Source organism: Streptococcus mitis (assembly GCF_946190275.1).
Classification (GTDB): Bacteria; Bacillota; Bacilli; order Lactobacillales; family Streptococcaceae; genus Streptococcus; species Streptococcus mitis_DC.
This window is the reverse complement of record NZ_CAMHZQ010000003.1, coordinates 59,975-85,730: the sequence shown is the minus strand read 5'-3', so window position 1 is coordinate 85,730 and position 25,756 is coordinate 59,975. Positions and strand designations below refer to the sequence as shown.

Annotated in this window: 16 protein-coding genes and 5 pseudogenes; 18 read left to right on the top strand and 3 right to left on the bottom strand. The window is 40.5% G+C overall.

Annotation, left to right across the window (positions count from 1 at the left end; all coding sequences use genetic code 11):
- Window positions 1-45 precede the first annotated feature (45 nt).
- From nrdR to recG, 14 genes and pseudogenes are all read left to right on the top strand, one after another.
- Window positions 46-519 (top strand): transcriptional regulator NrdR, encoded by a 474-nt coding sequence (nrdR, locus tag N8M20_RS02780; protein ID WP_001203672.1) that lies wholly within the window; start codon window positions 46-48, stop codon window positions 517-519.
- Window positions 520-1,689, top strand: coding sequence for a DnaD domain protein (locus N8M20_RS02775; protein WP_261078994.1), 1,170 nt, complete (start codon window positions 520-522; stop codon window positions 1,687-1,689).
- The gene (gene dnaI / locus N8M20_RS02770) at window positions 1,690-2,586 is read left to right on the top strand and encodes a primosomal protein DnaI (protein ID WP_261078993.1); all 897 of its coding nucleotides are present in this window, start codon (window positions 1,690-1,692) and stop codon (window positions 2,584-2,586) included.
- Window positions 2,583-3,296: pseudogene (locus N8M20_RS02765) on the top strand (NADPH-dependent oxidoreductase). Before dnaI ends, N8M20_RS02765 begins: the two are co-directional and overlap by 4 nt.
- A gap of 13 nt (window positions 3,297-3,309) precedes the next feature.
- Window positions 3,310-4,620, top strand: a complete 1,311-nt coding sequence (gene der, locus N8M20_RS02760) for a ribosome biogenesis GTPase Der (protein ID WP_001207696.1) — start codon at window positions 3,310-3,312, stop codon at window positions 4,618-4,620.
- 84 nt (window positions 4,621-4,704) lie between these two features.
- Window positions 4,705-5,040: a hypothetical protein gene (locus N8M20_RS02755; RefSeq protein ID WP_261078992.1), complete on the top strand. Its 336-nt coding sequence runs from the start codon at window positions 4,705-4,707 to the stop codon at window positions 5,038-5,040.
- A 65-nt stretch (window positions 5,041-5,105) separates the two neighbouring features.
- Complete coding sequence (locus N8M20_RS02750) at window positions 5,106-5,453, top strand: hypothetical protein (protein WP_261078991.1); 348 nt, start codon at window positions 5,106-5,108, stop codon at window positions 5,451-5,453.
- Window positions 5,454-5,591: 138 nt separating this feature from the next.
- A complete protein-coding gene (locus tag N8M20_RS02745) occupies window positions 5,592-5,882 on the top strand; it encodes a SpeK protein (RefSeq protein WP_020903246.1) in 291 nt (96 codons plus the stop codon).
- A 145-nt stretch (window positions 5,883-6,027) separates the two neighbouring features.
- Window positions 6,028-8,541 carry a preprotein translocase subunit SecA gene (gene secA / locus N8M20_RS02740; protein ID WP_261074172.1) on the top strand — a complete coding sequence of 838 codons (2,514 nt, stop codon included), beginning with the start codon at window positions 6,028-6,030 and terminating at the stop codon, window positions 8,539-8,541.
- An 80-nt stretch (window positions 8,542-8,621) separates the two neighbouring features.
- On the top strand, window positions 8,622-9,653 hold the full coding sequence (locus N8M20_RS02735) for a 3-deoxy-7-phosphoheptulonate synthase (RefSeq protein ID WP_084927199.1): 1,032 nt from the start codon (window positions 8,622-8,624) through the stop codon (window positions 9,651-9,653).
- 1 nt (window position 9,654) lies between these two features.
- Window positions 9,655-10,686, top strand: coding sequence for a 3-deoxy-7-phosphoheptulonate synthase (locus N8M20_RS02730; RefSeq protein WP_000864041.1), 1,032 nt, complete (start codon window positions 9,655-9,657; stop codon window positions 10,684-10,686).
- Window positions 10,687-10,731: 45 nt separating this feature from the next.
- Window positions 10,732-11,094 carry a holo-ACP synthase gene (gene acpS / locus N8M20_RS02725; protein ID WP_261079046.1) on the top strand — a complete coding sequence of 121 codons (363 nt, stop codon included), beginning with the start codon at window positions 10,732-10,734 and terminating at the stop codon, window positions 11,092-11,094.
- Window positions 11,084-12,187 carry an alanine racemase gene (gene alr, locus N8M20_RS02720; protein ID WP_261078990.1) on the top strand — a complete coding sequence of 368 codons (1,104 nt, stop codon included), beginning with the start codon at window positions 11,084-11,086 and terminating at the stop codon, window positions 12,185-12,187. The genes acpS and alr overlap by 11 nt, the downstream gene beginning before the upstream one ends.
- A gap of 18 nt (window positions 12,188-12,205) precedes the next feature.
- On the top strand, window positions 12,206-14,221 hold the full coding sequence (gene recG / locus N8M20_RS02715) for an ATP-dependent DNA helicase RecG (protein ID WP_261078989.1): 2,016 nt from the start codon (window positions 12,206-12,208) through the stop codon (window positions 14,219-14,221).
- Between the two features lie 667 nt (window positions 14,222-14,888).
- Here the strand turns inward: recG and N8M20_RS02710 are convergent.
- Window positions 14,889-15,803: an Rpn family recombination-promoting nuclease/putative transposase gene (locus N8M20_RS02710; RefSeq protein ID WP_261078987.1), complete on the bottom strand. Its 915-nt coding sequence runs from the start codon at window positions 15,801-15,803 to the stop codon at window positions 14,889-14,891.
- Window positions 15,804-15,944: 141 nt separating this feature from the next.
- A pseudogene (locus N8M20_RS02705) lies at window positions 15,945-16,496 on the bottom strand (GNAT family N-acetyltransferase).
- 389 nt (window positions 16,497-16,885) lie between these two features.
- Here N8M20_RS02705 and N8M20_RS02700 point away from each other — a divergent pair.
- The 3 genes and pseudogenes from N8M20_RS02700 to N8M20_RS02690 form a co-directional block, all read left to right on the top strand.
- Window positions 16,886-17,866 carry an acetylxylan esterase gene (locus N8M20_RS02700; RefSeq protein ID WP_261078986.1) on the top strand — a complete coding sequence of 327 codons (981 nt, stop codon included), beginning with the start codon at window positions 16,886-16,888 and terminating at the stop codon, window positions 17,864-17,866.
- Between the two features lie 562 nt (window positions 17,867-18,428).
- Complete coding sequence (locus N8M20_RS02695) at window positions 18,429-21,617, top strand: SIALI-17 repeat-containing surface protein (RefSeq protein ID WP_261078985.1); 3,189 nt, start codon at window positions 18,429-18,431, stop codon at window positions 21,615-21,617.
- Window positions 21,618-22,278: 661 nt separating this feature from the next.
- Window positions 22,279-24,729 (top strand): annotated as a pseudogene (locus N8M20_RS02690) (sialidase domain-containing protein); the annotation flags it as partial.
- A 50-nt stretch (window positions 24,730-24,779) separates the two neighbouring features.
- Here N8M20_RS02690 and N8M20_RS02685 read toward each other — a convergent pair.
- Window positions 24,780-24,960 (bottom strand): annotated as a pseudogene (locus tag N8M20_RS02685) (IS30 family transposase); the annotation flags it as partial.
- A 234-nt stretch (window positions 24,961-25,194) separates the two neighbouring features.
- Here N8M20_RS02685 and tnpA point away from each other — a divergent pair.
- Window positions 25,195-25,496: pseudogene (gene tnpA / locus N8M20_RS10630) on the top strand (IS200/IS605 family transposase).
- The last annotated feature ends 260 nt before the right edge of the window (window positions 25,497-25,756 follow it).

Sequence of the window (25,756 nt, the reverse complement as noted above, 5' to 3'; positions counted from 1 at the left end):
CTTAAAAAATGGTATAATGAAAAGAAAACGATAAGGAGGGAAAGGATGCGTTGTCCAAAATGTGGGGCTACCAAGTCAAGTGTTATCGATAGTCGCCAAGCAGAAGAAGGGAACACTATTCGTAGAAGACGTGAGTGCGACGAATGCCAGCACCGTTTTACAACCTACGAACGGGTAGAAGAAAGAACCTTAGTGGTTGTTAAAAAAGATGGCACGCGGGAACAATTCTCCAGAGATAAAATCTTTAATGGGATTATCCGCTCAGCCCAGAAACGTCCTGTGTCAAGTGATGAAATCAACATGGTAGTCAATCGTATCGAACAGAAACTCCGTGGTCGAAATGAAAATGAAATTCAAAGTGAGGACATTGGTTCACTCGTCATGGAGGAGTTGGCTGAGTTGGATGAGATTACCTATGTACGTTTTGCCAGTGTCTATCGTAGTTTTAAGGATGTCAGTGAGCTAGAGAGCTTACTCCAACAAATCACTCAGTCCTCTAAAAAGAAAAAGGAAAGATAAATGAAGCCAATTGACCGTTTTTCTTATCTAAAGAATAATCGGGTGTCGCAAGATACCTCATCTCTGGTACAGTGCTACCTCCCGATTATCGGTCAGGAGGCACTGAGCCTTTATCTTTATATGATCAGTTTTTGGGATAATGGTAGAAAGGAATACCTCTTTTCAAGCATTCTCAACCATCTCAACTTCGGGATGGATAGACTGATAAAATCCTTGAAAATACTATCTGCTTTCAATCTCTTGACCCTCTATCAAAAAGGGGATGTCTATCAGCTAGCCATTCATGCTCCTCTTTCGAGTCAGGAGTTCTTGGAACATCCTGTTTATCGTAGACTTTTGGAGAAAAAAATTGGCGATGCAGCGGTGGAGGATTTGAAAGTTGAAAGTGCTGATGGAGACGAAATACCTGTCTCCCTCAATCAAGTCTTTCCAGATTTGGCAGAGCTGGGAAGTCAAGAAGACCTTGGTCTCAAGAAGAAAGTGGCCAACGATTTTGACTTGGACCATTTTCGTCAGCTCATGGCTCGAGATGGGCTTCGTTTTGCGGATGAGCAGTCCGATGTCTTAAACCTCTTTGCCATTGCCGAGGAGAAGAAATGGACTTGGTTTGAAACATATCAATTGGCCAAGTCAACAGCTGTTTCCCAGGTTATTTCAACCAAACGCATGCGTGAAAAAATTGCTCAAAAACCTGTTTCCTCTGACTTTAGTCCTAAGGAAACGACCATTATCAAAGAAGCCAAAAGCAAAACTGCCCTGCAGTTCTTGGCAGAAATCAAGCAAACACGCAAGGGGACCATTACCCAAACAGAAAGAGAACTCTTGCAACAGATGGCTGGCTTGGGCTTGCTGGACGAAGTCATCAATATCATTCTCTTGTTAACCTTTAATAAGGTAGATTCGGCAAATATTAATGAAAAATATGCCATGAAGGTAGCCAATGACTATGCCTATCAAAAGATTCATTCGGCAGAAGAGGCAGTTCTTCGGATCCGTGAGCGAGGGCAGAAGAGCCAGGCTCAAAAGACTAGTAAACCGAGTCCTACCAAGTCCAATGTACCCAAGTGGAGCAATCCAGATTATAAGAATGAAACCAGCGAGGAAACTCGTCTGGAACTAGAACGTAAGAAACAAGAACTATTAGCTCGATTAGAAAAAGGAGGAGATTAGATGGAAAGTGTCGGAGACGTACTCAAACGTCAACCTAGCCGTTTTCATTATCAAGATTTGGTCCAGAAAATCATGAAGGACTCTGATGTTGCGGCCTTTATCCAGCAAGAATCCTTGACTCCAGAGGAATTAAATCGCAGTATCTCCAAGTTTAATCAGTACATCACCGAGCGTGACAAGTTTCTCCGTGGTGATACAGATTATATTGCCAAAGGTTACAAGCCTATTTTGGTCATGAACCACGGCTATGCGGATGTTTCTTATGAAGAAACTCCTGAACTAATCGCAGCGGAAAAAGAAGCGGCTATTAAGAATCGTCTCAAGTTAATCAATCTGCCAGCCAGTCTCAAGAAAGCTAGTTTGGCTCAAGTTGACATGGATGATTTAGGTCGCTTGCCAGTTTTTGAAAAGCTATTAGCCTTTGTGGAGCAATATCCAGCTATTCGAAAAGGTCTTTACTTATATGGAGACTTTGGTGTGGGTAAAAGCTTCATGGTGGCTGCCTTAGCCCATGATTTATCAGAAAAACGTGGTGTTTCATCCACTCTCCTCCACTATCCTAGCTTTGTCATTGATGTCAAAAATGCTATCGGTGATGGCAATGTTAAGACCTTGGTGGACGAGCTTAGGCTGTCTGAAGTCCTGATTTTGGATGATATTGGTGCCGAGCAATCAACAGCTTGGGTGCGGGATGAAATCCTACAAGTCATTCTCCAATATCGGATGCAGGAAAATTTACCGACCTTTTTCACCTCCAACTTCAACTTTGAAGAATTGGAGCAGCATTTCGCTAAAGGGAAACATGGAAATGACGAAACCTGGGAAGCCAGACGAGTCATGGAACGCATCCGTTATTTGGCTGAGGAGACTCGTTTAGAAGGAGTGAACCGTCGATGACAGAAACGATTAAACTGATGAAAGCTCATAAGTCTGTTCGAAGATTTAAGGAGCAAGCCCTTCCTCAGGAAGACTTGACTGAAATCCTGACAGCGGCCCAAATGGCCTCGTCTTGGAAGAATTTCCAATCTTACTCTGTGATTGTAGTCCGCAGTCAAGAAAAGAAAGATGCCTTGTATGAATTGGTGCCTCAAGAAGCTATTCGCCAGTCTGCTGTTTTCCTTCTCTTTGTCGGAGATTTGAACCGTGCAGAAAAGGGAGCACGACTCCATACGGATAACTTCCAACCTCAAGGTGTAGAAAGTCTCTTGATTAGTTCGGTCGATGCGGCTCTTGCTGGTCAAAATGCCCTGCTGGCAGCTGAAAGCTTGGGCTATGGTGGTGTCATTATTGGCTTGGTGCGTTACAAGTCAGAAGAGGTGGCAGAGCTCTTTAACCTGCCTGACTACACCTATCCTGTCTTTGGGATGGCACTAGGAATACCAAATGAAGAACATGAAGTCAAACCTCGCTTGCCATTGAATCAAGTGGTGTTTGAGGAAGAATACCAAGAACAGTCAACTGAGGCAATCTAAGCTTATGACCGTGTACAGGCGGACTATGCTGGAGCGCGTGCAACCACAAGCTGGAGTCAGCGCCTAGCAGAACAGTTTGGTCAAGCTGAACCAAGCTCAACTAGAAAAAATCTTGAACAGAAGAAGTTATTGTAGAAAGTGAGAAATTATGGCCCTACCAACTATTGCCATTGTAGGACGTCCCAATGTTGGGAAATCAACCCTATTTAATCGGATCGCTGGTGAGCGAATCTCCATTGTAGAAGATGTCGAAGGAGTGACACGTGACCGTATCTATGCAACGGGTGAGTGGCTCAATCGTTCCTTTAGCATGATTGATACAGGAGGGATCGATGATGTCGATGCTCCTTTCATGGAACAAATCAAGCACCAGGCAGAAATTGCCATGGAAGAAGCAGATGTTATCGTCTTTGTCGTGTCTGGTAAGGAAGGGATTACCGATGCAGACGAATACGTAGCCCGTAAACTTTATAAGACCCACAAACCAGTTATCCTCGCGGTTAACAAGGTGGACAACCCTGAGATGCGAAATGATATCTATGATTTCTATGCTCTCGGTTTGGGTGAACCGCTGCCTATCTCATCTGTCCATGGTATCGGTACAGGGGATGTGCTAGACGCTATTGTAGAAAATCTTCCAAATGAATATGAAGAAGAAAACCCAGATGTCATTAAGTTTAGCCTGATTGGTCGTCCTAATGTCGGAAAATCAAGCTTGATTAACGCTATTTTGGGAGAAGACCGTGTCATTGCCAGTCCAGTTGCTGGAACAACGCGTGACGCTATTGATACCCACTTTACAGATACAGATGGTCAAGAGTTTACCATGATTGATACGGCTGGTATGCGTAAGTCTGGTAAAGTTTATGAAAATACCGAGAAATACTCTGTCATGCGCGCTATGCGAGCTATTGATCGTTCAGATGTGGTCTTGATGGTCATCAATGCGGAAGAGGGTATTCGTGAATACGACAAGCGTATCGCAGGATTTGCCCATGAAGCTGGTAAAGGGATGATTATCGTGGTCAACAAGTGGGATACACTTGAAAAAGACAACCACACTATGAAAAACTGGGAAGAAGATATCCGTGAGCAGTTCCAATACCTGCCTTACGCACCGATTATCTTTGTATCAGCTTTGACCAAGCAACGTCTCCACAAACTTCCTGAGATGATCAAACAAATCAGTGAAAGTCAAAACACACGTATTCCATCAGCTGTCTTGAACGATGTCATCATGGATGCCATTGCCATCAACCCAACACCGACAGACAAAGGAAAACGTCTTAAGATTTTCTATGCGACCCAAGTGGCAACCAAACCACCAACCTTTGTTATCTTTGTCAACGAAGAAGAGCTTATGCACTTTTCTTACCTGCGCTTCTTGGAAAATCAAATCCGCAAGGCCTTTGTTTTTGAGGGAACACCAATCCATCTCATCGCAAGAAAACGTAAATAAAAAAGTAGAATCTGGAATGACATTTCCAGATTTTTTTGATAGAATGAAGGTAAAGAAAACGCTATCAAAAAGAGGGGGCTGGTGATGAAACATTTGTTTAAATTGTTAATCTTATTACCCTGGTTTTACTTTTTCAGCTGGATTGAAAAGGCTAATAGAGATAGTAAATTTTTCCCGATTTTTTACTATTTTTACTGGATTTACATCACCCTCTATGCTCTTTTTAGCCTTGCTTGGACAGTTATTTCAGTTCTGTTTTTCAATATCGTCTTGAGAAATGTGGCAGACATCAAGTCTTGGGGCATTTGGCTATTATTACTACTTATTGCTTTTTCCAGTTCTTGGTTAACCTATATCTTTTTCAAAAAAATGCTTCGCTTGAGACGGGAGCTAGGGAAGTCTAAAGGCGGCAAGCATTGATTTATATTGGTAATAACATTTAATAGAACGAAACTAAAGAAAACAATTTTAAAGAGGAGGTGTCGATGATGAAACTGTCGTTTAATTGGTTTCATTTGATACTCTTATTTCCTTGTTTATATTTTTTCTATTGGATAGACAATGCTGACAGAAACAGTAAAATTTTCCCCATCTTCTACTATTTTTACTGGATTTATATTTCTCTTTTAGCTCTGTTTAGCATGGATATGACAATTTTTTCATTCTTATTTTTCACTTTTGTTCTAGATTATGTATCAGATGCTAGTGATTGGGGTGTTTGGTTGCTTCTGATAGTCTTATCTCTAGGCAGTGACTGGTTAACCTATATCTTTTTCAAAAACATGTTTCGCTTGAGACGAGAACTAGGGGAGTCTAACGGTGGAAGGCATTGATTTATACTCTTCGAAAATCTCTTCAAACCACGTCAACGTCGCCTTGCCGTACTCAAGTACAGCCTGCGGCTAGTTTCCTAGTTTGCTCTTTGATTTTCATTGATTATTATATTACTTTCTATTTGTAGGAGGTGGCTTATGGAACATCTAAAATCATTTATTACACGCTATTCTAAGGTCTATATTGGTTTAGTTCTGTTGATCTGGCTGGCTTTCTTCTTTGTTCCTTGGGATAAACCAGTTCTGGGAATATCTATCAATCTCTTAATCATGCAGAAAGTTTTACTAGTTTTTGGTATTCTGTCTATTTTGATGGCCTTGCTGTCCAAGAAAGTCAGTCTCTTTGTTTTTGGATTGATCTGCTGTTTTTCTCTTTGGATAAATCTATTTATCCTATTTGCGATTTTGCCGATTTTTGTTGGCAATTAAATCATCATAAAAGTCAGAGAGGTTAGCTTGGAAACTAGCCTCTTTTTCCTTTTCAAAATGGGGATTCTTCCTTGAAAATAATCAGTAATTGTGCTAAAATTAAAAGAACATTCTAAAATATTCGGAATTTAAAGTAAGGAAAAACATGGCTAATATTTTAAAAACAATTATCGAAAATGATAAAGGAGAAATCCGTCGTCTGGAAAAGATGGCTGACAAGGTTTTCAAATACGAAGACCAAATGGCTGCTTTGACAGATGACCAACTAAAAGCAAAAACAGTTGAATTTAAAGAACGTTATCAAAATGGAGAATCACTGGATTCATTGCTTTATGAAGCATTTGCGGTTGTCCGTGAGGGTGCCAAACGTGTCCTAGGCCTCTTCCCATATAAGGTTCAGGTCATGGGGGGAATCGTTCTTCACCATGGTGACGTGCCAGAGATGCGTACAGGGGAAGGAAAAACCTTGACTGCGACTATGCCCGTATACCTCAATGCCCTTTCAGGTAAAGGGGTTCACGTAGTTACGGTCAATGAATATCTGTCAGAACGTGACGCGACTGAAATGGGTGAATTGTACTCATGGCTTGGCTTGTCAGTAGGGATTAACTTGGCTGCCAAATCTCCAATGGAGAAAAAAGAAGCCTATGAGTGTGATATTACTTACTCAACTAACTCAGAAATCGGATTTGACTATCTTCGTGATAACATGGTCGTTCGTGCTGAAAACATGGTACAACGCCCGCTTAACTATGCCTTGGTCGATGAGGTTGACTCTATCTTGATTGACGAGGCCCGTACACCTTTGATCGTATCAGGTGCTAATGCGGTTGAAACTAGTCAGCTCTATCACATGGCAGACCACTATGTAAAATCTTTGGACAAAGACGACTACATCATCGATGTGCAGTCTAAAACTATTGGTTTGTCTGATTCAGGGATTGACAAGGCTGAAAGCTACTTCAAGCTTGAAAACCTCTATGATATCGAAAACGTAGCTTTGACTCACTTTATCGATAATGCCCTTCGTGCCAACTACATCATGCTTCTCGATATTGACTATGTGGTGAGCGAAGAGCAAGAAATCTTGATCGTTGACCAATTTACAGGTCGTACCATGGAAGGTCGTCGTTATTCTGATGGCTTGCACCAAGCTATTGAAGCTAAAGAAGGTGTGCCAATCCAGGATGAAACCAAGACATCTGCCTCAATCACTTACCAAAACCTTTTCCGTATGTACAAGAAATTGTCTGGTATGACGGGTACAGGTAAGACTGAGGAAGAAGAATTCCGTGAAATTTACAACATTCGTGTTATTCCAATCCCAACCAACCGTCCTGTTCAACGTATTGACCACTCAGACCTTCTTTATGCAAGTATCGAGGCTAAGTTTAAGGCGGTTGTCGAAGACGTTAAGGCTCGTTACCAAAAAGGTCAGCCTGTCTTGGTTGGTACAGTAGCGGTTGAAACTAGTGATTACATTTCTAAGAAATTGGTTGCAGCTGGTGTTCCTCACGAAGTCTTGAATGCCAAAAACCACTATAAAGAAGCCCAAATCATCATGAATGCTGGTCAACGTGGTGCTGTTACTATCGCAACCAACATGGCCGGTCGTGGTACCGACATCAAGCTTGGTGAAGGGGTTCGCGAATTGGGTGGACTTTGTGTGATTGGTACAGAACGTCATGAAAGCCGTCGTATCGATAACCAGCTTCGTGGACGTTCAGGTCGTCAAGGAGACCCAGGTGAGTCACAATTCTACCTATCTCTTGAAGATGATTTGATGAAACGTTTTGGTTCTGAACGCTTGAAGGGAATCTTTGAACGCTTGAACATGTCTGAGGAGGCCATTGAGTCTCGTATGTTGACACGTCAGGTGGAAGCAGCACAAAAACGTGTCGAAGGAAATAACTACGATACCCGTAAACAAGTCCTTCAATACGATGATGTCATGCGTGAACAACGCGAGATTATCTACGCTCAACGTTACGACGTTATCACTGCAGATCGTGACTTGGCACCTGAAATTCAGGCTATGATCAAACGCACGATTGGTCGTGTCGTTGATGGTCATGCGCGTGCGAAACAAGATGAAAAACTAGAAGCAATTTTGAACTTTGCTAAGTACAACTTGCTTCCAGAAGATTCGATTTCAATCGAAGACTTGTCAGGTTTGTCTGATAAGGCTATTAAGGAAGAACTCTTCCAACGTGCCTTGCAAGTTTACGATAGTCAGGTTTCAAAACTACGCGATGAAGAAGCAGTTAAAGAATTCCAAAAAGTTTTGATTCTACGAGTGGTAGATAACAAGTGGACAGATCATATCGATGCCCTCGATCAATTGCGTAATGCGGTTGGACTTCGTGGTTATGCTCAGAACAACCCAGTTGTTGAGTATCAGGCAGAAGGTTTCCGTATGTTTAATGATATGATTGGTTCGATTGAGTTTGATGTGACACGTTTGATGATGAAAGCACAAATTCATGAACAAGAAAGACCACAAGCAGAACACCATATCAGTACAACAGCGACTCGTAATATCGCTGCCCACCAAGCAAATATGCCTGAAAATCTGGATTTGAGTCAGATTGGACGGAATGAACTTTGCCCATGTGGTTCTGGTAAGAAGTTTAAAAACTGTCACGGTAAAAGACAATAAAATGAGATAGTTTAGAGGCGGATACCTTGTGAAAAGTAAATTTTTACTTGGTATCCGTTTGATTTATAAGGAGATGAGTTATGGTATTTACAGCAAAAAGTCCTAAAATTAATATTGAAGAAGTTCGTGCCTTATCAAAATTAGAAGGCCAAGCTTTGGAGAGAAAATCTCAGCGTGATCAAGAACTAGAAGCCATTATACGTGGAGAAGACCAACGGATTCTCTTGGTAATCGGGCCATGCTCATCTGATAATGAAGAAGCTGTCCTTGAGTACGCTAAGCGTTTGGCAGCTTTGCAAGAAGAAGTGGCAGACCGTATCTTTATGGTCATGCGTGTTTATACAGCCAAACCTCGTACTAACGGAGATGGTTACAAGGGCTTGATTCACCAACCTAATGCGACAGAAGCGCCTAGTCTTATCAACGGAATCAAAGCTGTTCGCCATCTTCACTATCGTGTTATCACAGAAACAGGCATGACAACAGCTGATGAAATGCTTTATCCTGAAAATCTTCCGCTTGTGGATGATTTGATTTCTTACATGGCGGTTGGTGCTCGTTCGGTTGAAGACCAGCAACACCGCTTTGTGGCAAGCGGGGCAGATTTCGCGACTGGTTTTAAAAATCCAACCTCTGGAAATCTCAATGTCATGTTTAATGGGATTTATGCTGCTCAAAACAAACAGAGTTTCCTTTTCCTAGGAAAAGAAGTGGAAACAACTGGGAACCCGCTTTCGCACGCCATTCTTCGTGGAGCAATCAATGAGTATGGTAAGAATATTCCTAACTACTACTATGATAATTTGATGGATACCATTGCCCAGTATGAGAAAATGGGCTTGGAAAATCCTTTTATCATCGTCGATACCAATCATGACAATTCTGGTAAGCAACATATGGACCAAATTCGAATTGTCCGCCAGACCTTAATTAATCGTGATTGGAATGAAAAAATCAAGCAGTACGTTCGTGGCTTTATGATTGAGTCTTATCTAGAAGACGGCCGTCAAAACGAACCGGAAGTATTTGGCAAGTCTATCACAGACCCTTGCCTTGGCTGGGAAAATACGGAAGCCCTTGTCAGAGAAATCTACCAAACGCTAGGAGAATAAGATGGCATTTATTGAAAAAGGTCAAGAAATCGATATTGAAGCAATCAAGGCAGAAACCCAATTGTCTGCGGAAGCCTTGCGACTAAAGGAGCGCCGTGATAGAGAATTGGCAGACATCATTTCAGGAGAAGATGACCGGATCCTTTTGGTGATTGGTCCTTGCTCTTCTGATAATGAAGAGGCTGTCTTGGAATATGCCCGCCGTTTATCCGCCTTGCAAAAGAAGGTAGCGGACAAGATTTTCATGGTTATGCGTGTTTATACAGCTAAACCTCGTACAAACGGAGACGGCTATAAAGGCTTGGTACATCAGCCAGATACCTCTAAGGCTCCAAGTTTGATTAACGGCTTGCAGGCTGTGCGCCAGTTGCACTACCGCGTGATTACAGAGACTGGTTTGACAACGGCAGATGAGATGCTTTATCCGTCAAATCTGGTCTTGGTGGATGACTTGGTCAGCTACCATGCTGTAGGAGCTCGTTCTGTGGAAGACCAAGAGCACCGCTTTGTAGCCTCAGGGATTGATGCACCAGTGGGGATGAAAAATCCAACCTCAGGAAATCTTGGAGTCATGTTTAACGGTATCTATGCCGCTCAGAACAAACAAACCTTCCTCTTCCATGGTCAAGAAGTGGAGACTTCAGGAAATCCCTTGGCCCACGTCATCCTTCGTGGAGCAGTTAATGAATATGGGAAAAATGAGCCTAACTTTTACTATGAAACTTTGCTAAATGCCATTGAGCGCTATGAAGCCATGGGACTTGAAAATCCCTTTATCCTCATTGATACCAACCATGATAACTCAGGAAAGCAATATATGGAGCAAATTCGGATTGTTCGCCAGACCTTGCAAAATCGTGATTGGAACGAGAAAATCAAAAAGACAGTTCGAGGCTTTATGATTGAATCTTACCTAGCAGATGGTCGTCAAAATCAACCAGAGGTCTTTGGTTGCTCTATTACAGATCCTTGCTTGGGTTGGGAAAATACAGAGGCCTTGGTAGAAGAGATTTATGCTACCTTGACAAAATAAGTGAAAAGGATGGAGTTGGGGGAATCTCAACTCCTTTTGATGAGAATGATAGTTGGACACGGAATTGACATTGAAGAATTGGCTTCTATAAAAAGCGCAGTTACACGACATGAAGGATTTGCCAAGCGCGTGCTGACCGTTAAGGAAATGGAGCGCTTCACCAGTCTAAAAGGGCGCAGACAAATCGAATATTTGGCTGGTCGCTGGTCGGCTAAGGAGGCCTTTTCCAAGGCCATGGGAACTGGTATTGGCAAGCTCGGTTTTCAAGATTTGGAAGTCTTGAACAATGAACGCGGGGCGCCTTATTTTAGTCAGGCACCATTTTCAGGAAAGATTTGGCTGTCTATCAGCCATACAGATCAGTTTGTGACAGCCAGTGTCATTTTGGAGGAAAATCATGAAAGCTAGTCCGCATAGACCAACCAAGGCTCTGATTCATCTGGGAGCTATTCGACAAAATATTCAACAAATGGGGGCTCATATCCCTGAAGGGACGCTCAAATTTGCAGTAGTCAAGGCTAATGCCTATGGGCATGGGGCTATTGCAGTTTCGACGGCTATTCAAGATGATGTTGATGGCTTTTGCGTTTCGAATATTGATGAAGCCATTGAACTCAGACAAGCTGGACTCAGCAAGCGAATCCTCATTTTAGGAGTTTCTGAAATCGAAGCTGTTTCTCTTGCTAAAGAATACGACATCACCTTGACTGTGGCTGGACTGGAGTGGATTCAAGCACTCTTAGATAAGGAAGCTGACCTAACTGGATTGACAGTCCACCTTAAGATTGACTCAGGGATGGGACGTATTGGTTTTATAGAGGCTAGTGAAGCTGAGCAGGCTCAAGACTTGCTCCAACAACACGGTGCTTGTGTTGAAGGGATTTTTACCCACTTTGCTACTGCAGACGAGGAATCAGATGACTACTTTAATGCCCAGTTAGAACGGTTTAAAACTATTTTAGCTAGTATGAAAGGTCTTCCAGACTTGGTTCATGCTAGCAATTCTGCAACGACCCTTTGGCATGCAGAGACTATTTTCAATGCGGTTCGTATGGGAGATGCTATGTATGGTCTTAACCCTAGCGGAGAGGTCTTGGACTTGCCCTATGACTTGAAACCATCCTTGACCTTGGAATCTGCTCTGGTCCATGTCAAGACAGTTTCAGCTGGAGCTTGCATGGGCTATGGAGCGACCTATCAGGCAGATAGCGAGCAAGTCATCGCGACTGTTCCAATCGGCTATGCGGATGGATGGACACGAGACATGCAGAATTTTTCTGTCTTGGTAGATGGCCAAGCTTGCCCAATCGTTGGGCGGGTTTCTATGGACCAAATCACCATTCGTCTGCCTAAGACTTATCCCTTAGGAACAAAAGTCACCCTCATTGGTTCTAATGGGGGCAAGGAGATCACAGCTACTCAGGTAGCGACCTACCGTGGAACTATTAACTATGAAGTGGTTTGTCTCCTCAGCGATCGCATTTCGAGAGAATATTATTAAAGAAGAAAGGAGTGGAGCATGAATCTACATCAATCCTTGCATGTCTTACCTGGTGTGGGACCAAAGTCAGCAGAAAAATACGCCAAACTAGGAATTGAAAATTTGCAAGATCTCTTGCTCTACTTTCCTTTCCGTTATGAAGATTTCAAAACTAAGCAAGTATTGGAACTAGAGGACGGGGAGAAGGCAGTCCTATCTGGTCAAGTCGTGACTCCTGCCAGTGTTCAGTATTATGGTTTCAAGCGCAATCGCCTGCGCTTTAGTCTTAAGCAGGGAGAAGTTGTTTTTGCGGTGAATTTCTTTAACCAACCCTATCTAGCAGACAAGATAGAGTTGGGAGCAACCCTTGCTGTCTTTGGAAAATGGGACCGCGCCAAGGCTAGTCTGACTGGGATGAAGGTCCTAGCTCAGGTGGAAGATGACCTCCAACCTGTCTATCGTCTGGCTCAGGGAATCAGTCAGGCCAGTCTGGTCAAGGTCATCAAAACGGCCTTTGATCAGGGGCTGGACCTCTTGATAGAGGAAAATCTTCCCCAGTCTTTGCTGGACAAATACAAACTCATGTCCCGTTGTCAGGCCGTTCGCGCTATGCATTTTCCTAAGAATCTGGCAGAATACAAGCAGGCCCTTCGCCGTATCAAGTTTGAGGAACTCTTTTACTTCCAAATGCAATTGCAGATGCTTAAGTCTGAAAATAGAGTTCAGGGAAGCGGTCTGGTTCTGGATTGGTCTCAGGAAAAAGTGACAGAAGTCAAAGAAAGGCTGCCTTTTGCCCTGACCCAAGCTCAGGAAAAGAGTTTGCAGGAAATTTTGACCGACATGAAGTCGGATTACCACATGAATCGTCTCCTACAAGGGGATGTGGGGAGTGGAAAAACTGTGGTTGCTGGCTTAGCCATGTTTGCGACAGTGACAGCTGGCTACCAGGCAGCCCTCATGGTGCCAACAGAGATTCTAGCAGAGCAACATTTTGAGAGTTTACAGAACCTTTTTCCAGACTTGAAACTGGCTCTCTTGATAGGTTCCTTGAAGTCGACAGAAAAGAGAGAAGTCTTGGAGACTATTGCCAAGGGTGAAGCTGATTTGATTATCGGAACCCACGCTCTGATTCAGGATGGGGTGGATTATGCTCGCCTTGGTTTGATTATCATCGATGAGCAGCACCGTTTTGGTGTGGGGCAAAGGCGTATTTTACGGGAAAAAGGGGACAACCCAGATGTTCTCATGATGACGGCGACTCCCATCCCACGAACCTTGGCCATCACAGCCTTTGGAGATATGGATGTTTCCATTATCGACCAGATGCCTGCGGGTCGGAAACCCATTGTGACACGTTGGATCAAGCATGAGCAATTACCTCAGGTCTTGACTTGGTTAGAGGGGGAAATCCAAAAAGGTTCTCAAGCCTATGTCATCTCTCCCTTGATTGAAGAATCAGAAGCTCTGGATTTGAAAAATGCCATTGCCTTATCAGAAGAGTTGACGGCTCATTTTGCAGGTAAGGCAGAAGTGGCTCTTCTACATGGTAAGATGAAGAGTGACGAAAAAGACCAGATAATGCAGGATTTCAAAGAGCGAAAAACGGATATTCTGGTTTCGACAACGGTTATTGAGGTTGGGGTCAATGTTCCTAATGCGACTGTTATGATTATCATGGATGCCGATCGCTTCGGGCTTAGCCAACTTCACCAGCTCAGAGGTCGTGTCGGTCGGGGGGACAAGCAGTCCTATGCTGTGTTAGTTGCCAATCCTAAGACGGATTCTGGGAAAGACCGCATGCGCATCATGACAGAAACGACCAATGGATTTGTCCTTGCGGAGGAAGATTTGAAAATGCGTGGTTCAGGTGAGATTTTTGGAACCAGACAGTCAGGCCTTCCAGAATTCCAAGTGGCTGATATTATCGAAGATTTTCCGATTTTAGAAGAAGCCAGAAAGGTTGCTAGCTACATTAGTTCTATTGAAGGCTGGCAAGAGGATCCAGAATGGCGCATGATTGCCCTTCACTTGGAAAAGAAAGAACATTTAGATTAATACTCTTCGAAAATCAAATTCAAACCACGTTAACTTCGCCTTGCCGTACTCAAGTACAGCCTGCGGCTAGTTTCCTAGTTTGCTCTTTGATTTTCATTGAGTATAAGCTTTCTCTAAGGAAATCTTAAGCTAGCTTTCAGGTTTGGCCTTTATACTAGAGTCATCAAAAAGAAACGAGGACTCTCACATGACAGTAACGATTAAAGTAAATTACAAAACCACTTTCCAAAAGAAAGAAGCAAAAAATTAAGATTGAACAGGAGAAAAAGGGCGAAAATGCTCTTTTTTTTTGTTTCTAAAAGCACAATTTATTGAATCTAAAATAGCACACTGCGGATTCTAAAAAATTTCTAGAAATTATAGTAGATTGAATCTGGAATAGTCCACAGAGTTTTCTAAAATATTGTTAGAAATTAGTTTAAATTCCGCAATCAATTTGTTCAGTTTTTATTTCATTTGACTATAATTTGACTTTCTTAATTTCTTTGTTCATATCTTATTTCAATACACTATATCTTACTATTTCAGAGCCCACATCTAGCATAACTAAAAAAACAGATTCTTCCATCTATTACGGAAAAATCTGTCATTGATTAAATGATTTACAAAAACTCCAACCACGGCTTGCGAATATTATCTTTGCTGGTTTCTCTATATTTTTTAGTTCTTATTTATGATGCTCTTTCAATAGTTCTTCAAACTCAGAGACAGTCATACCCAACTGTTGACTGGCAACTTCAGAAGGCAAAAGACCTTGACGGACTAGATTTAGTAGCATAGACAAACTTCCTTCAACTTTTCCACGCTCCAGTCCCTGTTCAATCCCTTCTGCCCTAGCTTGTTCCAAGGCATAGTCCTGCGCTAACAAGGCTTGTTCTTCTCGCATACGTAGTTGACTAAACATCTTCCTGTCCTCCTCGGACCAGCTCTTGTAGTCCAGCAGTTGGTCTGCCTGGCTGATGGCTCGCTCGGGTTCCTGAGTAAAGGGTTTATTCCCAAAAAACTCCAACCACGGTTTGCGAACCTTATCTTTGCTGGTTTCTCTGTATTTTTTGAGTTCCAAGAATGCCATCTTGACTAGATGGTGTTCCTGTCCATTGTTTGTGATAGTTAAGACCTCACCTGTCGTGTCCTCGCGCATACTAAAGCTGTGAAAAGCCAAGTCATCTTGGAAGTAGTTGCTGTCCACAATTGCAATGGCGTAAACAGGAGCGATATGCTTGTAACTCTGGTGGGTGTCACCTTCACGTTGGCGAATTTTCTCAAGATTCTGATTGACCTGACTACATAGATAAGCCCACAAGCGATTGATGAAAAAATTCTGATGATGTACTTGTATTTCGATAATAACCTGTGTTCCATTGTCCAACTCTGCCAAAACGTCTATACTAGTGTAAAAATCCTGAGCCGAGTAGGGCAGGGAAGGTAAGACATGAATATTGCTTCCCTCCAAAATGGTCACATTTTTTGCTGGCAAGTCCAACATATCGCGTATAAATTGACAAGTGATTTCTGGATTGCTAAAGATTTTCTTAGCAACCAAATCATTGGTTGGGCTGATGCCCGGATGTCTGAGAATCATCCATTCCCTCCTTCTATTATACCATATTTTAAAATCTAATTTTGCTAGATTCGATGGTTCTATCTATTTATTCGGAAAAAAGAGGATAAATGAAATAGTAAATAAAAAATAAGAACAGCGGATAAGCAATAAATTTTAAGATTATCTGTCTTCTCCGCTTATCTGATAATAAATAAGGTTCGCAATATAGCCTTTTCTCTCTACCCCATTTGCAACAGTCTTTAGATAGGACATTCCAGCCTTCTCCATGACACGACCTGAAGCTGGGTTGAGACTGGCATATCGTGCTTTGACTTTTTGAAAATCTGCTTGAGTAAAACAGAAGTCTAAGATAGCTTTCAAGGCCTCTGTCATAAGACCACGACTCCAATAGTTTTTTCCTAAAACATAGCCAATTTCACAACTGGAATCATCCTCATTCATCTCAATGATGCTGATATCTCCTATCACTTGCTCTGGGTTTTCTTTGAGGTAAATGGCTCATTTGTAATAGTTGGGATTGGCATAGGAAGCAACCCAATTACGAATCGAGTTTCGAGTGACCTCAACATCAGGATGGGGATTCCAAGTAACATAGGTCATATTCTCAGCAGACGTAGCCCAATTTTGAAACATGGCTTCCGCATCACTCTCCACAAATCTTCTCAAGATTAAACGGTTTGTCTGTAATATTTGCGTACCTATTGCTTTCATGATGTTACCTCGCTTTGTGGTGTGTGATTCTCTATTCAATCTCCATTGAAACTATAGTATATCGAGATAAGCTGTAGACAAATCAACTGGGGCATTCACATTAATTTCTAAAAATACTTTAGAAGTTGATTGGTACTATTCTAGATTCAATTTATTAGACTTTCAGTCAGTAGGTTTGAAGAAATAAAATCTAAATTCACTTTCTATATTATACTCAATGAAAATCAAAGAGCAAACTAGGAAACTAGCCGAAGGCTGTACTTGAGTACGACAAGGCGACGTTGACGTGGTTTGAAGAGATTTTCGAAGAGTATTACCCTTCTTTCTTGCATTGCTTTCTTAGATATGCTACAGTGGTGGTAGCGATTACAAAATAAAAGGAGTATGCTATGAAAAATCCAGCTTTGTTAGAAGAAATCAAGACTTATAAAGGCAGGGATGAGGTTCCAGAAGACTTTGATGCTTTCTGGGATGAGGAGGTGAAAAAAGTTTCAACTCTTCCAGCCTACCATTTGGAGGAAAGAGATTTCCATATTCCCCAAGTCAAGTGCTATGAGTTAACCTTTGAAGGGACCAATGAAGGCAAGGTCTATGCGCGTGTCGTTCTTCCAAAAAGTGAGGATAAAGTTCCTATAATCTTCCATTTCCATGGTTATATGGGACGTGGATGGGACTGGGCTGACATGCTGGCATTCACCGTAGCTGGTTACGGTGTTGTTTCCATGGATGTGCGGGGACAGTCAGGTTATTCACAGGACGGTTTGCGTTCTCCTCTTGGAAATACGGTGAAAGGGCATATTATCCGTGGTGCTGTGGAAGGTCGGGATCACCTCTTTTATAAGGATGTTTATCTGGATATTTACCAGTTGGTTGAAATTATTGCTAGCCTACCTCAGGTAGATGAGAATCGACTTTCAAGTTATGGTGCCTCACAAGGTGGTGCTCTAGCCTTGGTTGCAGCAGCGCTCAATCCACGGATTCAGAAAATAGTTTCCATCTATCCCTTCTTGTCAGATTTTAGACGGGTGCTTGAGATTGGCAATACCAGCGAGGCCTACGACGAACTTTTCCGATATTTCAAGTTCCACGATCCCTTCCACGAAACTGAGGAGGAAATCATGGCGACCCTTGCCTATATCGATGTGAAAAATCTTGCCCATCGCATTCAAGGTGAGGTCAAGATGATTACGGGCTTGGACGACGATGTTTGCTACCCTATTACCCAGTTTGCGATTTACAATCGTCTGACCTGCGATAAGGCCTATCGTATCATGCCTGAGTATGCCCATGAAGCCATGAATGTTTTTGTCAATGACCAAGTCTTCAACTGGCTCTGTGGCAGTGAGATTCCTTTTAAGTATGTGAAGTGATGAATGAGAGAGCCTAGTAGCTCTCTTTTTGTATAGAGTCTAGTCAGCAAATATTCTAGTTCATATATACTTTAAAATTCATACTCTTCCAAAATCTCTTCAAACTACGTCAGCTTTATCTGCAAGCTCAAAACAGTGTCTTGAGCAACCTGCGGCTAGCTTCCTAGTTTGCTTTTTGATTTTCATTGAGTATGAGTTTTTTCTTGACATTGGTGTAAAACAATTCATTTGCTATCTAGTTTGGTATAAGTTTTTTCAAGATATTGGAAAGCGTCTGTGAAATGTGTTATAATTTATAAGAAAATATACAGTTTCGCTACAAATGAACATTTATATATAAGTTTATGTATAAGATAGTTTTCTCATTAGGATAATATCTTGTAAAAACGATATTCCTGTAGATACAGTACTTAACTAGCATTTGTAAAGGAACAAAATAATCTATAGCTATTTTTATTGTAAGAATCAAAGTAGAGAATGTTATGCTAATGGAAACTGTAATATTTTATTTTTTAGAATATACTTGGATAAATTAATTTTGAAAGTTAAAGTGAGGTAATGTATGTTTGTGTGTTTAAAAGGTTTAGGAAAATTTCGTAAATCCAAAGCTTATGGTTTGGTTGGTTGTTTGACACTATCCGCAGTGATTGGCTTAGCTGCACCAGAGTTACCAATTATTGGTGGCGGGGGTGTTTCTGCTGATGTCATTCAAGGCGGTAGTGATATTCACGATGTGGACGTTCATAGTAAATCTGCAGAAGGTGTTGCTATGACTTATACCACTTATGATAGCGGAACAAGTGGAAAACAAACCGCATCAGGTAGCGGTGTCTTTGTAGCGCCGAATGTGATGGTAACAGTAGCTCATAACTACTATGATAAAAACCAAGAGGATAAGTCTGCGGTCTTGCGTGGTGGGGAGTCTGCTCGTAGTTATGTTGTAATGAACTCGGAAAAGGAGAAAAGCAATAAAGTACCTACTTCAGGGGTATCAGAAGCTCTTGAAAAAGACTCTATTCACTTGTATAACGGAAAAGATTTTGGGAAAGACTATAGCAACGACTTAGCAGTAGTGGTAACTAAAAAGCCTGTAGAAGCTATGACAGGTGGTGAGGACTCTCCAAGAGAGTTGAGTCATAAAGAGGTTTCTACTGGTGATAAAATCACTATGGTCGGATATCCCAATGATTTTTCTACTCCAAATTTAAGTAAAGAAAATAAAGCTCGCTTGAAAGACGGTAAGGCTTATTCAGTCTCAACAACTGTGAGCAGTATCAATAAAGAGAGTGGTGCAGTCACTTATCATTCCTCAGCTTTAGGAGGTTTTTCAGGTGCTCCTTTGTTTAATGATAAGGGAGAGGTAGTTGGTATCCACCAGCACGGAACCAATACTTCAAGCGCCCCTGAGAGTGAGCGTATTGGGGGTGGTACGATTTTTACGGACAAGCACAGAGCTTGGATTCGTTCTATGATTGATAAATATGGTATAAAGGGTTGGTATATAGATGGTGCAAACCGTTACTACTATGATGAAAATCATATAGCTTTAAAAGATGTAGAGTCTGAGATTGACGGTGCTTGGTATAGTTTTGATGAAAAAGGTCGAGCTACTTTAGTAAAAGGTGAAGAAAAAGGTCGTGTTCTACTTCGAGTGGAAGATACTAAAGGAACTCGCTTGATTTCAGATAAGGTTGTTCAGGAAGGTCCTGTTGGAAGTGGTTTGAATTTTCATTTAAGACAAAATCCAGATTTCAAACAGTTAATAGCAACTTCCCCAACAGCTAAAGTGGTATCCTATAACGGAGTGCCAATTAACAAACTAGCAAGTGATACAAGTTGGTCTGATGACTATGTCAGTAAGTTAGCTTTAGGTAATACAATTATAAGAGCGGTAGTAGATTCAGTAACTCCTCCATCTACCTCTTCTTCGGATTTTGCAAGAACGGAAGTTGGTAAAGTTGATTTAAGTGGTAAATCGGACTTACCTGTGCCTAGTAAAGAGGTGTTACAAGCTCCGAATGGTTCAGAAAATTTCTATGCTACAACGCATATTCAAACGCCAGATGGGTCGGGGTCAGGTACTTTAATTGCACCCAATTTGGTGTTAACAGTCGCTCATAATTTCTTAACAGTTAAAGGTTCTGAGGTAGTTACTAAATCTGGTCGTACCAATACAGTGTATAAAGCAACTTTACCGAATGGGTTGTCTGTGAATTTTTCAGATGATGATATTGTTTATTGGAATAAGAAAGACTCTGTATTTGGCTTTAAAAATGACTTAGCTTTGGTTCGGTTAAAAGAAGCAGTAAAAGGAGTAACTCCTGTAGAGGTTGTAAAACAATCTTCGAAAGTTGCAGAGGGAGATTCAGTTTCGGTCTATGGTTTTCCAGATAACAAGCTAAGTCCAGTTTTAGATAGCAAAGTAGTAGGAACTACAGACTTCGGTTCTGGAATAGAGGGAATTAGCTATGGAGGTACGAAACCTGGAGCATCTGGTGGTGGTCTTTATAACGATAAAGGTGCTTTAATTGGAGTTCACCAAAATGGTGTTGTAGGAAGTCGCAGTGGTGGTTTGGTTTTATCAAAAGAGCAGCTGGAATGGGTTCGTTCTTATATTGAGGGTCAACCAAAAGATCCTGTCTATGTGGAAGATAAAGAAGTGGAACCTTCTAAGAAGGATTCGGATAAGGATTTAGCTGGGAAATTAGATCCAAAAAAAGATAGTGGAAAAGAAGATTCTGGTATTTTAGGTACATCTGGTGACTTTGCAGCTCCTACCGTAGCTAAGCCAGAGTTTAAAGGTGGAGTGAATGGAAGCGAATCTATTGCTACAGAAGTTCCAGAGTATAGCGGTATTCTATCCACATTAGGTGATTTTCCAGTTCCTACCGTAGCTAAGCCAGAGTTTAGAGGCGGGGTTAATGGTGCGGATGCTGAGGTCCATCATCTTTCAGACTATACAGGTGGAGTTCCTTTCACTGAATCTCCTATACTAGAAATGCCAGAATATAAGGGTTCATTAGCAATATCAGAAGAATCGGCCCCAATAGTTGAAAAACAGAACTCAACAGGCGAAGTGAGTGTGGTAGCAAGTCCTATGCATGATAACAATAGAGATAGTAAGAATGAAGCAACAATGAAACAAGTTATCACAAGAATTGCTAGTTCACAACGTATTTTCAAAAATGAAGCAGGAAGTGTGCAAATTCAAGCTTCAGAAGAAGTATTGGAAAATGTGATAGGTGTTCAAATTCAAGAAGTTCAAGTTAGTGATCTAAGTTCATTAAACTATAAAGCATTTGATATTCAATTAAAGGATACAGCTGCTAGAACTGTTCAGCCTAACGGAAAAGTCCTAGTTACTTTTGCTATGGATCAGTCTGTTGAGAATGTTTATGCTGTAGATCCAGAAGGAAAACTACACACTATTGAATTCGAACAAAAAGATGGAAAGATTATTTTTGAGATTAGCAATTCTAGTATTTATGCGATGACTTTCCGATTCTCTATCGACAATCCACCATTTAAAAAACCTATAGAAGCTAAAAAGAACGAGGAACTTTCTCTATCCCCTAAACTGTTATCTACAAATGAGAGCTCAGGATTTAATCAATTAGATAAGACAGTAGGTAACGATGAACAAACTATGTTACCAAATACAGGTGAGACTTCTTCATTACTAACAATCTTATTTGGTTTTGTGGGAACGATCCTTGGAGTAATGATTTCTTATAAGCGAAAAGACAGTTAATTTGTCTTCAGTTGTTCTTTGAACTTTTATGTTCATATAAAATAAACCGAGTCTGGGACAAAAGTCTAGCCTTAAATATAAAAAGCGAACAAAACGAGTTATCTGATACTCAGAATTCTGTATTGTTCGCTTTTTTGTCTAATCTATCGATTTTTAAAATTCATAATAAAGAATTCCTAAAATCAAAATCTTTTTATACCAGACTCGCGCATCGAAGATTATACTCAAAAATTCCAAGCGCGATACAGTAAAGGTGTTCAAGCTAATTGTAAAGCGAAAAGAGAAAAATATGAAATAAAAGGCTCAGGGGTTATCGTTTACACCCTTTATTGAAGGAGAAAGTTTAGTCCTAACTTAATGACATTGGAGAATATATTATTTTTCTTTTTGTTATAGAAGTCGAAAGTACTTTTAAAGAATATAGAAGTATAAAAATATTTCTGAAAATAGAATCTATTGTAGATTAATATAGAAAAATATATTGTTTTATTGTATAATAAAGAAAAATCTAGATTTTTAGGAAATAAAATAATTACTTTTAGAGAGTCATAGATTAATCAAGAATAAGCAATCGTATTAGTTGAATTGCTTTCCAGTGCTAACTTTTTAACTAATTCAAAAATTTTAAAAAATCGCTTAGCAAAAGCATCGGAGGAGTTATATGAATCAGAGTTTTATTAATCGTAAAAACCGATATGGTATTAGAAAATTTACTATCGGAGTTGCTTCTATAGTTATCGGCTCGGTCTTGTCTGGTATTTCACCAGTATTAGCACAAGAAACCACTACTAATATTGATGCAAATAAGGTTGAAACTACTTTAGAAAGTAGAACATCTGTATCAGGACCTATAATAGAAGTAGATTCTAGTAAATTAGCTTCAGCAATTGTTAATGGAGGTGAAATTAAAAAGGAAAGTCTGAAAGAAGAAGTGCCAATTAATCAAGGGGGAAATTCTAGAAATTTTCCAGTAGAATCAAATGCAGGAAGAGGAGAAAAAACAGAGAATCTTCCAGGAAAAACTAGAAGTGCAGATGACGTTGTGCTTCCTCCACGTGATTACTTTGCCAGAGATTTGAAGAATGTTAAAACTGTATTTGAAAAAGAAGACCTTGCTACGAATGCTGGAAATGGGCAAAGAGTTGACTTGGCAGAAGCATTAGATAAGTTGAAACATCTTCAAAATGCGACTATTCATATGGAGTTTAAACCAGATGCTAATGCTCCGCAATTCTATAATCTCTTTTCTGTATCAAGTGATAAGAAAAGAGACGAATATTTCAGTATGTCTGTTAATAAAGGTACTGCAATGGTCGAAGCACGAGGAGCTGATGGAAATCATTTCTACGGAAGTTATTCAGATGCACCGCTTAAAGTAAAACCTGGACAATGGAATTCAGTTACTTTCACGGTGGAAAGACCGAAAGTAGATCAACCAAATGGACAAGTTCGTCTATATGTAAATGGTGTATTATCTAGAACGAATACGAAATCTGGTCGTTTTATTAAAGATATGCCAGATGTCAATAAGGTTCAGATTGGAGCTACTAAGAGAGCGAACCAAACAATGTGGGGATCCAATCTTCAGGTTCGTAATCTGACTGTATATGATCGTGCCTTGACGCCTGAAGAAGTTAAAACACGTAGTCAGTTATTTAAAGTAGCGGATTTAGAAGTGAAATCATCGGAAAGTGCAAAAATTACAGAGAAGAAGGAAGTTTTTGTAAGTGGTGTAAATGGTGGATTGAATAAGGATGGAATTAATACTTACCGAATTCCAGCACTGCTAAAAACAGATAAAGGCACATTAATTGCCGGAGCGGATGAAAGACGTTTACAATTCGCAGATTGGGGAGATATTGGTATGGTAGTTCGTCGAAGTCAGGACGGAGGAGAGACGTGGGGAGATAGAATAACAATTTCTAATCTTCGTGATAATCCAGATGCCAAAGACAAAACTGCTCCGTCGCCATTAAATATTGATATGGTATTAGTTCAAGATCCAACAACCAAACGAATTTTTTCGGTTTATGATATGTTCCCAGAAGGAAAAGCAGTATTCGGTATGCCTGCTAAACCTGAAAAAGCATACGAGCGTATAGGGGATAAAACTTATCAAATTTTATATAAAACAGGCGAAAAAGGATATTATACAATTCGTGAAAATGGTGAAGTTTATAATTCTAAAAATCAAAAAACAGATTATCATGTTGTAGTAAATCCCAAAAAACTAGGATATAGCGACAAAGGTGATTTGTATAAAGGGAAGGATTTAATTGGTAATGTTTACTTTGCACAAAGTACGAAAAATCCTTTTAGAGTTGCAAATACTAGCTATTTATGGATGTCTTATAGTGATGATGATGGTAAAACATGGTCTGCACCGAAAGATATCACACCAGGGATTCGACAAGATTGGATGAAATTCCTTGGAACAGGTCCTGGAACAGGTATTGTATTACGTACAGGTAAGCATAAGGGACGGATATTGGTACCAGCTTATACAACAAACAGTATTTCGCATTTAGGTGGTTCGCAGTCTTCGCGTCTAATTTATTCAGATGATCATGGGGTAACTTGGCATGCTGGAGAAGCCCCAAATGATAATCGACCTGTTGGAAATAGTGTTATCCACTCGTCTAATATGAATAATAGTGGCGCTCAAAATACAGAATCAACTGTTCTTCAATTAAATAATGGTGATGTCAAACTCTTCATGCGTGGCTTGACTGGAGATCTTCAGGTTGCTACTAGTAAAGATGGTGGAGTGACTTGGGAGAAAACAATAAAACGTTATCCAGAAGTAAAAGATGCCTATGTGCAAATGTCAGCTATTCATACTATGCATGATGGGAAAGAGTATATTATTCTTAGCAATGCTGCTGGACCAGGACGCGAACGAAAAGATGGTCTAGTTCACTTGGCACGTGTTGAGAAAAATGGCGAGTTAACTTGGCTGAAGCATAATCTAATTCAAGGTGGGGAATTTGCATATAATTCATTACAAGACTTAGGTGACGGAGAATACGGAATTTTATATGAACATAGCGAGAATAGTCAAAATCGCTATACAATTTTTTATAAGAAATTTAATTGGAACTTCTTGAGTAAATAAAAGCTAATTATAGACATAAGAAAACATCTCTGTGTTAGGCTTGTCGTTCAAATACAAACGCTAAATTTCAAGTTAGTTAGCAACAAAAAATTCTCTGGGAGATTTGTAGTTCAAGCATTTTTTATGATAGTTGTTAATCCAATTTTTGATGAATGCGACTTCTTTAGGAGTCGTTTTCTTAGTTTCTTTAGGTAACCATTTATGAATGAGCTTATTGTGATTCTTATTATGTGACTATTAGTCCGTCTCGCTCCGTTAGGTGCGAGACAAAAAAACACCCGCTATGGGGGTGCGCGTCGAAGGTTATACCCAAAAAACTCCAAACGCGATACAATAAAGGTGTTCAAGCCAATTGTAACGCGAAAGGAGAAAAATATGGCACAAAAGGCTCATAGTTTATCGCACACAAAGTGGCACTGTAAGTATCACATTGTGTTCACCTCTAAGTATAGACGAAAAGTCATCTATAATCAATATCGAAGTAGTTTAGCGAAATATTTCATCGCTTGTGTAGTTATAAAGGAGTTGAAATTATCGAGGGTCACTTAATGCCAGACCATGTACACATGTTAGTAAGTATTCCACCAAGGATAAGTGTTTCGAGTTTCATGGGTTATTTAAAAGGAAAAAGTGCACTCATGATGTTTGACAAACACGCCAATCTCAAGTACAAGTTTGGGAATCGGCATTTCTGGGCGGAAGGTTATTATGTAAGTACAGTAGGGCTTAATGAAGCCACAATTAGGAAATATATCCAAGATTAAAGAAATTATCCAGTGGATGATTTCTTCACGAGTATGAAAATTCGAAAACGAGTAAAGCATGATATAGCACTAGATAAATTGAGTGTAAAAGAATATGAGGATCCCTTTAGGGATAGTGGTAAGTAATACTAAAGCCTCTTTAAGAGGCAAGTGACGAGTCAAGAGCAATGAGGCTTGAACAACGTGAAAGCCAGCGTCTTTAGGCGCTGGCTGGTAATTTGGGCTTATAGCCCTGGGACAAACGGGTGGTCAGGATTAGT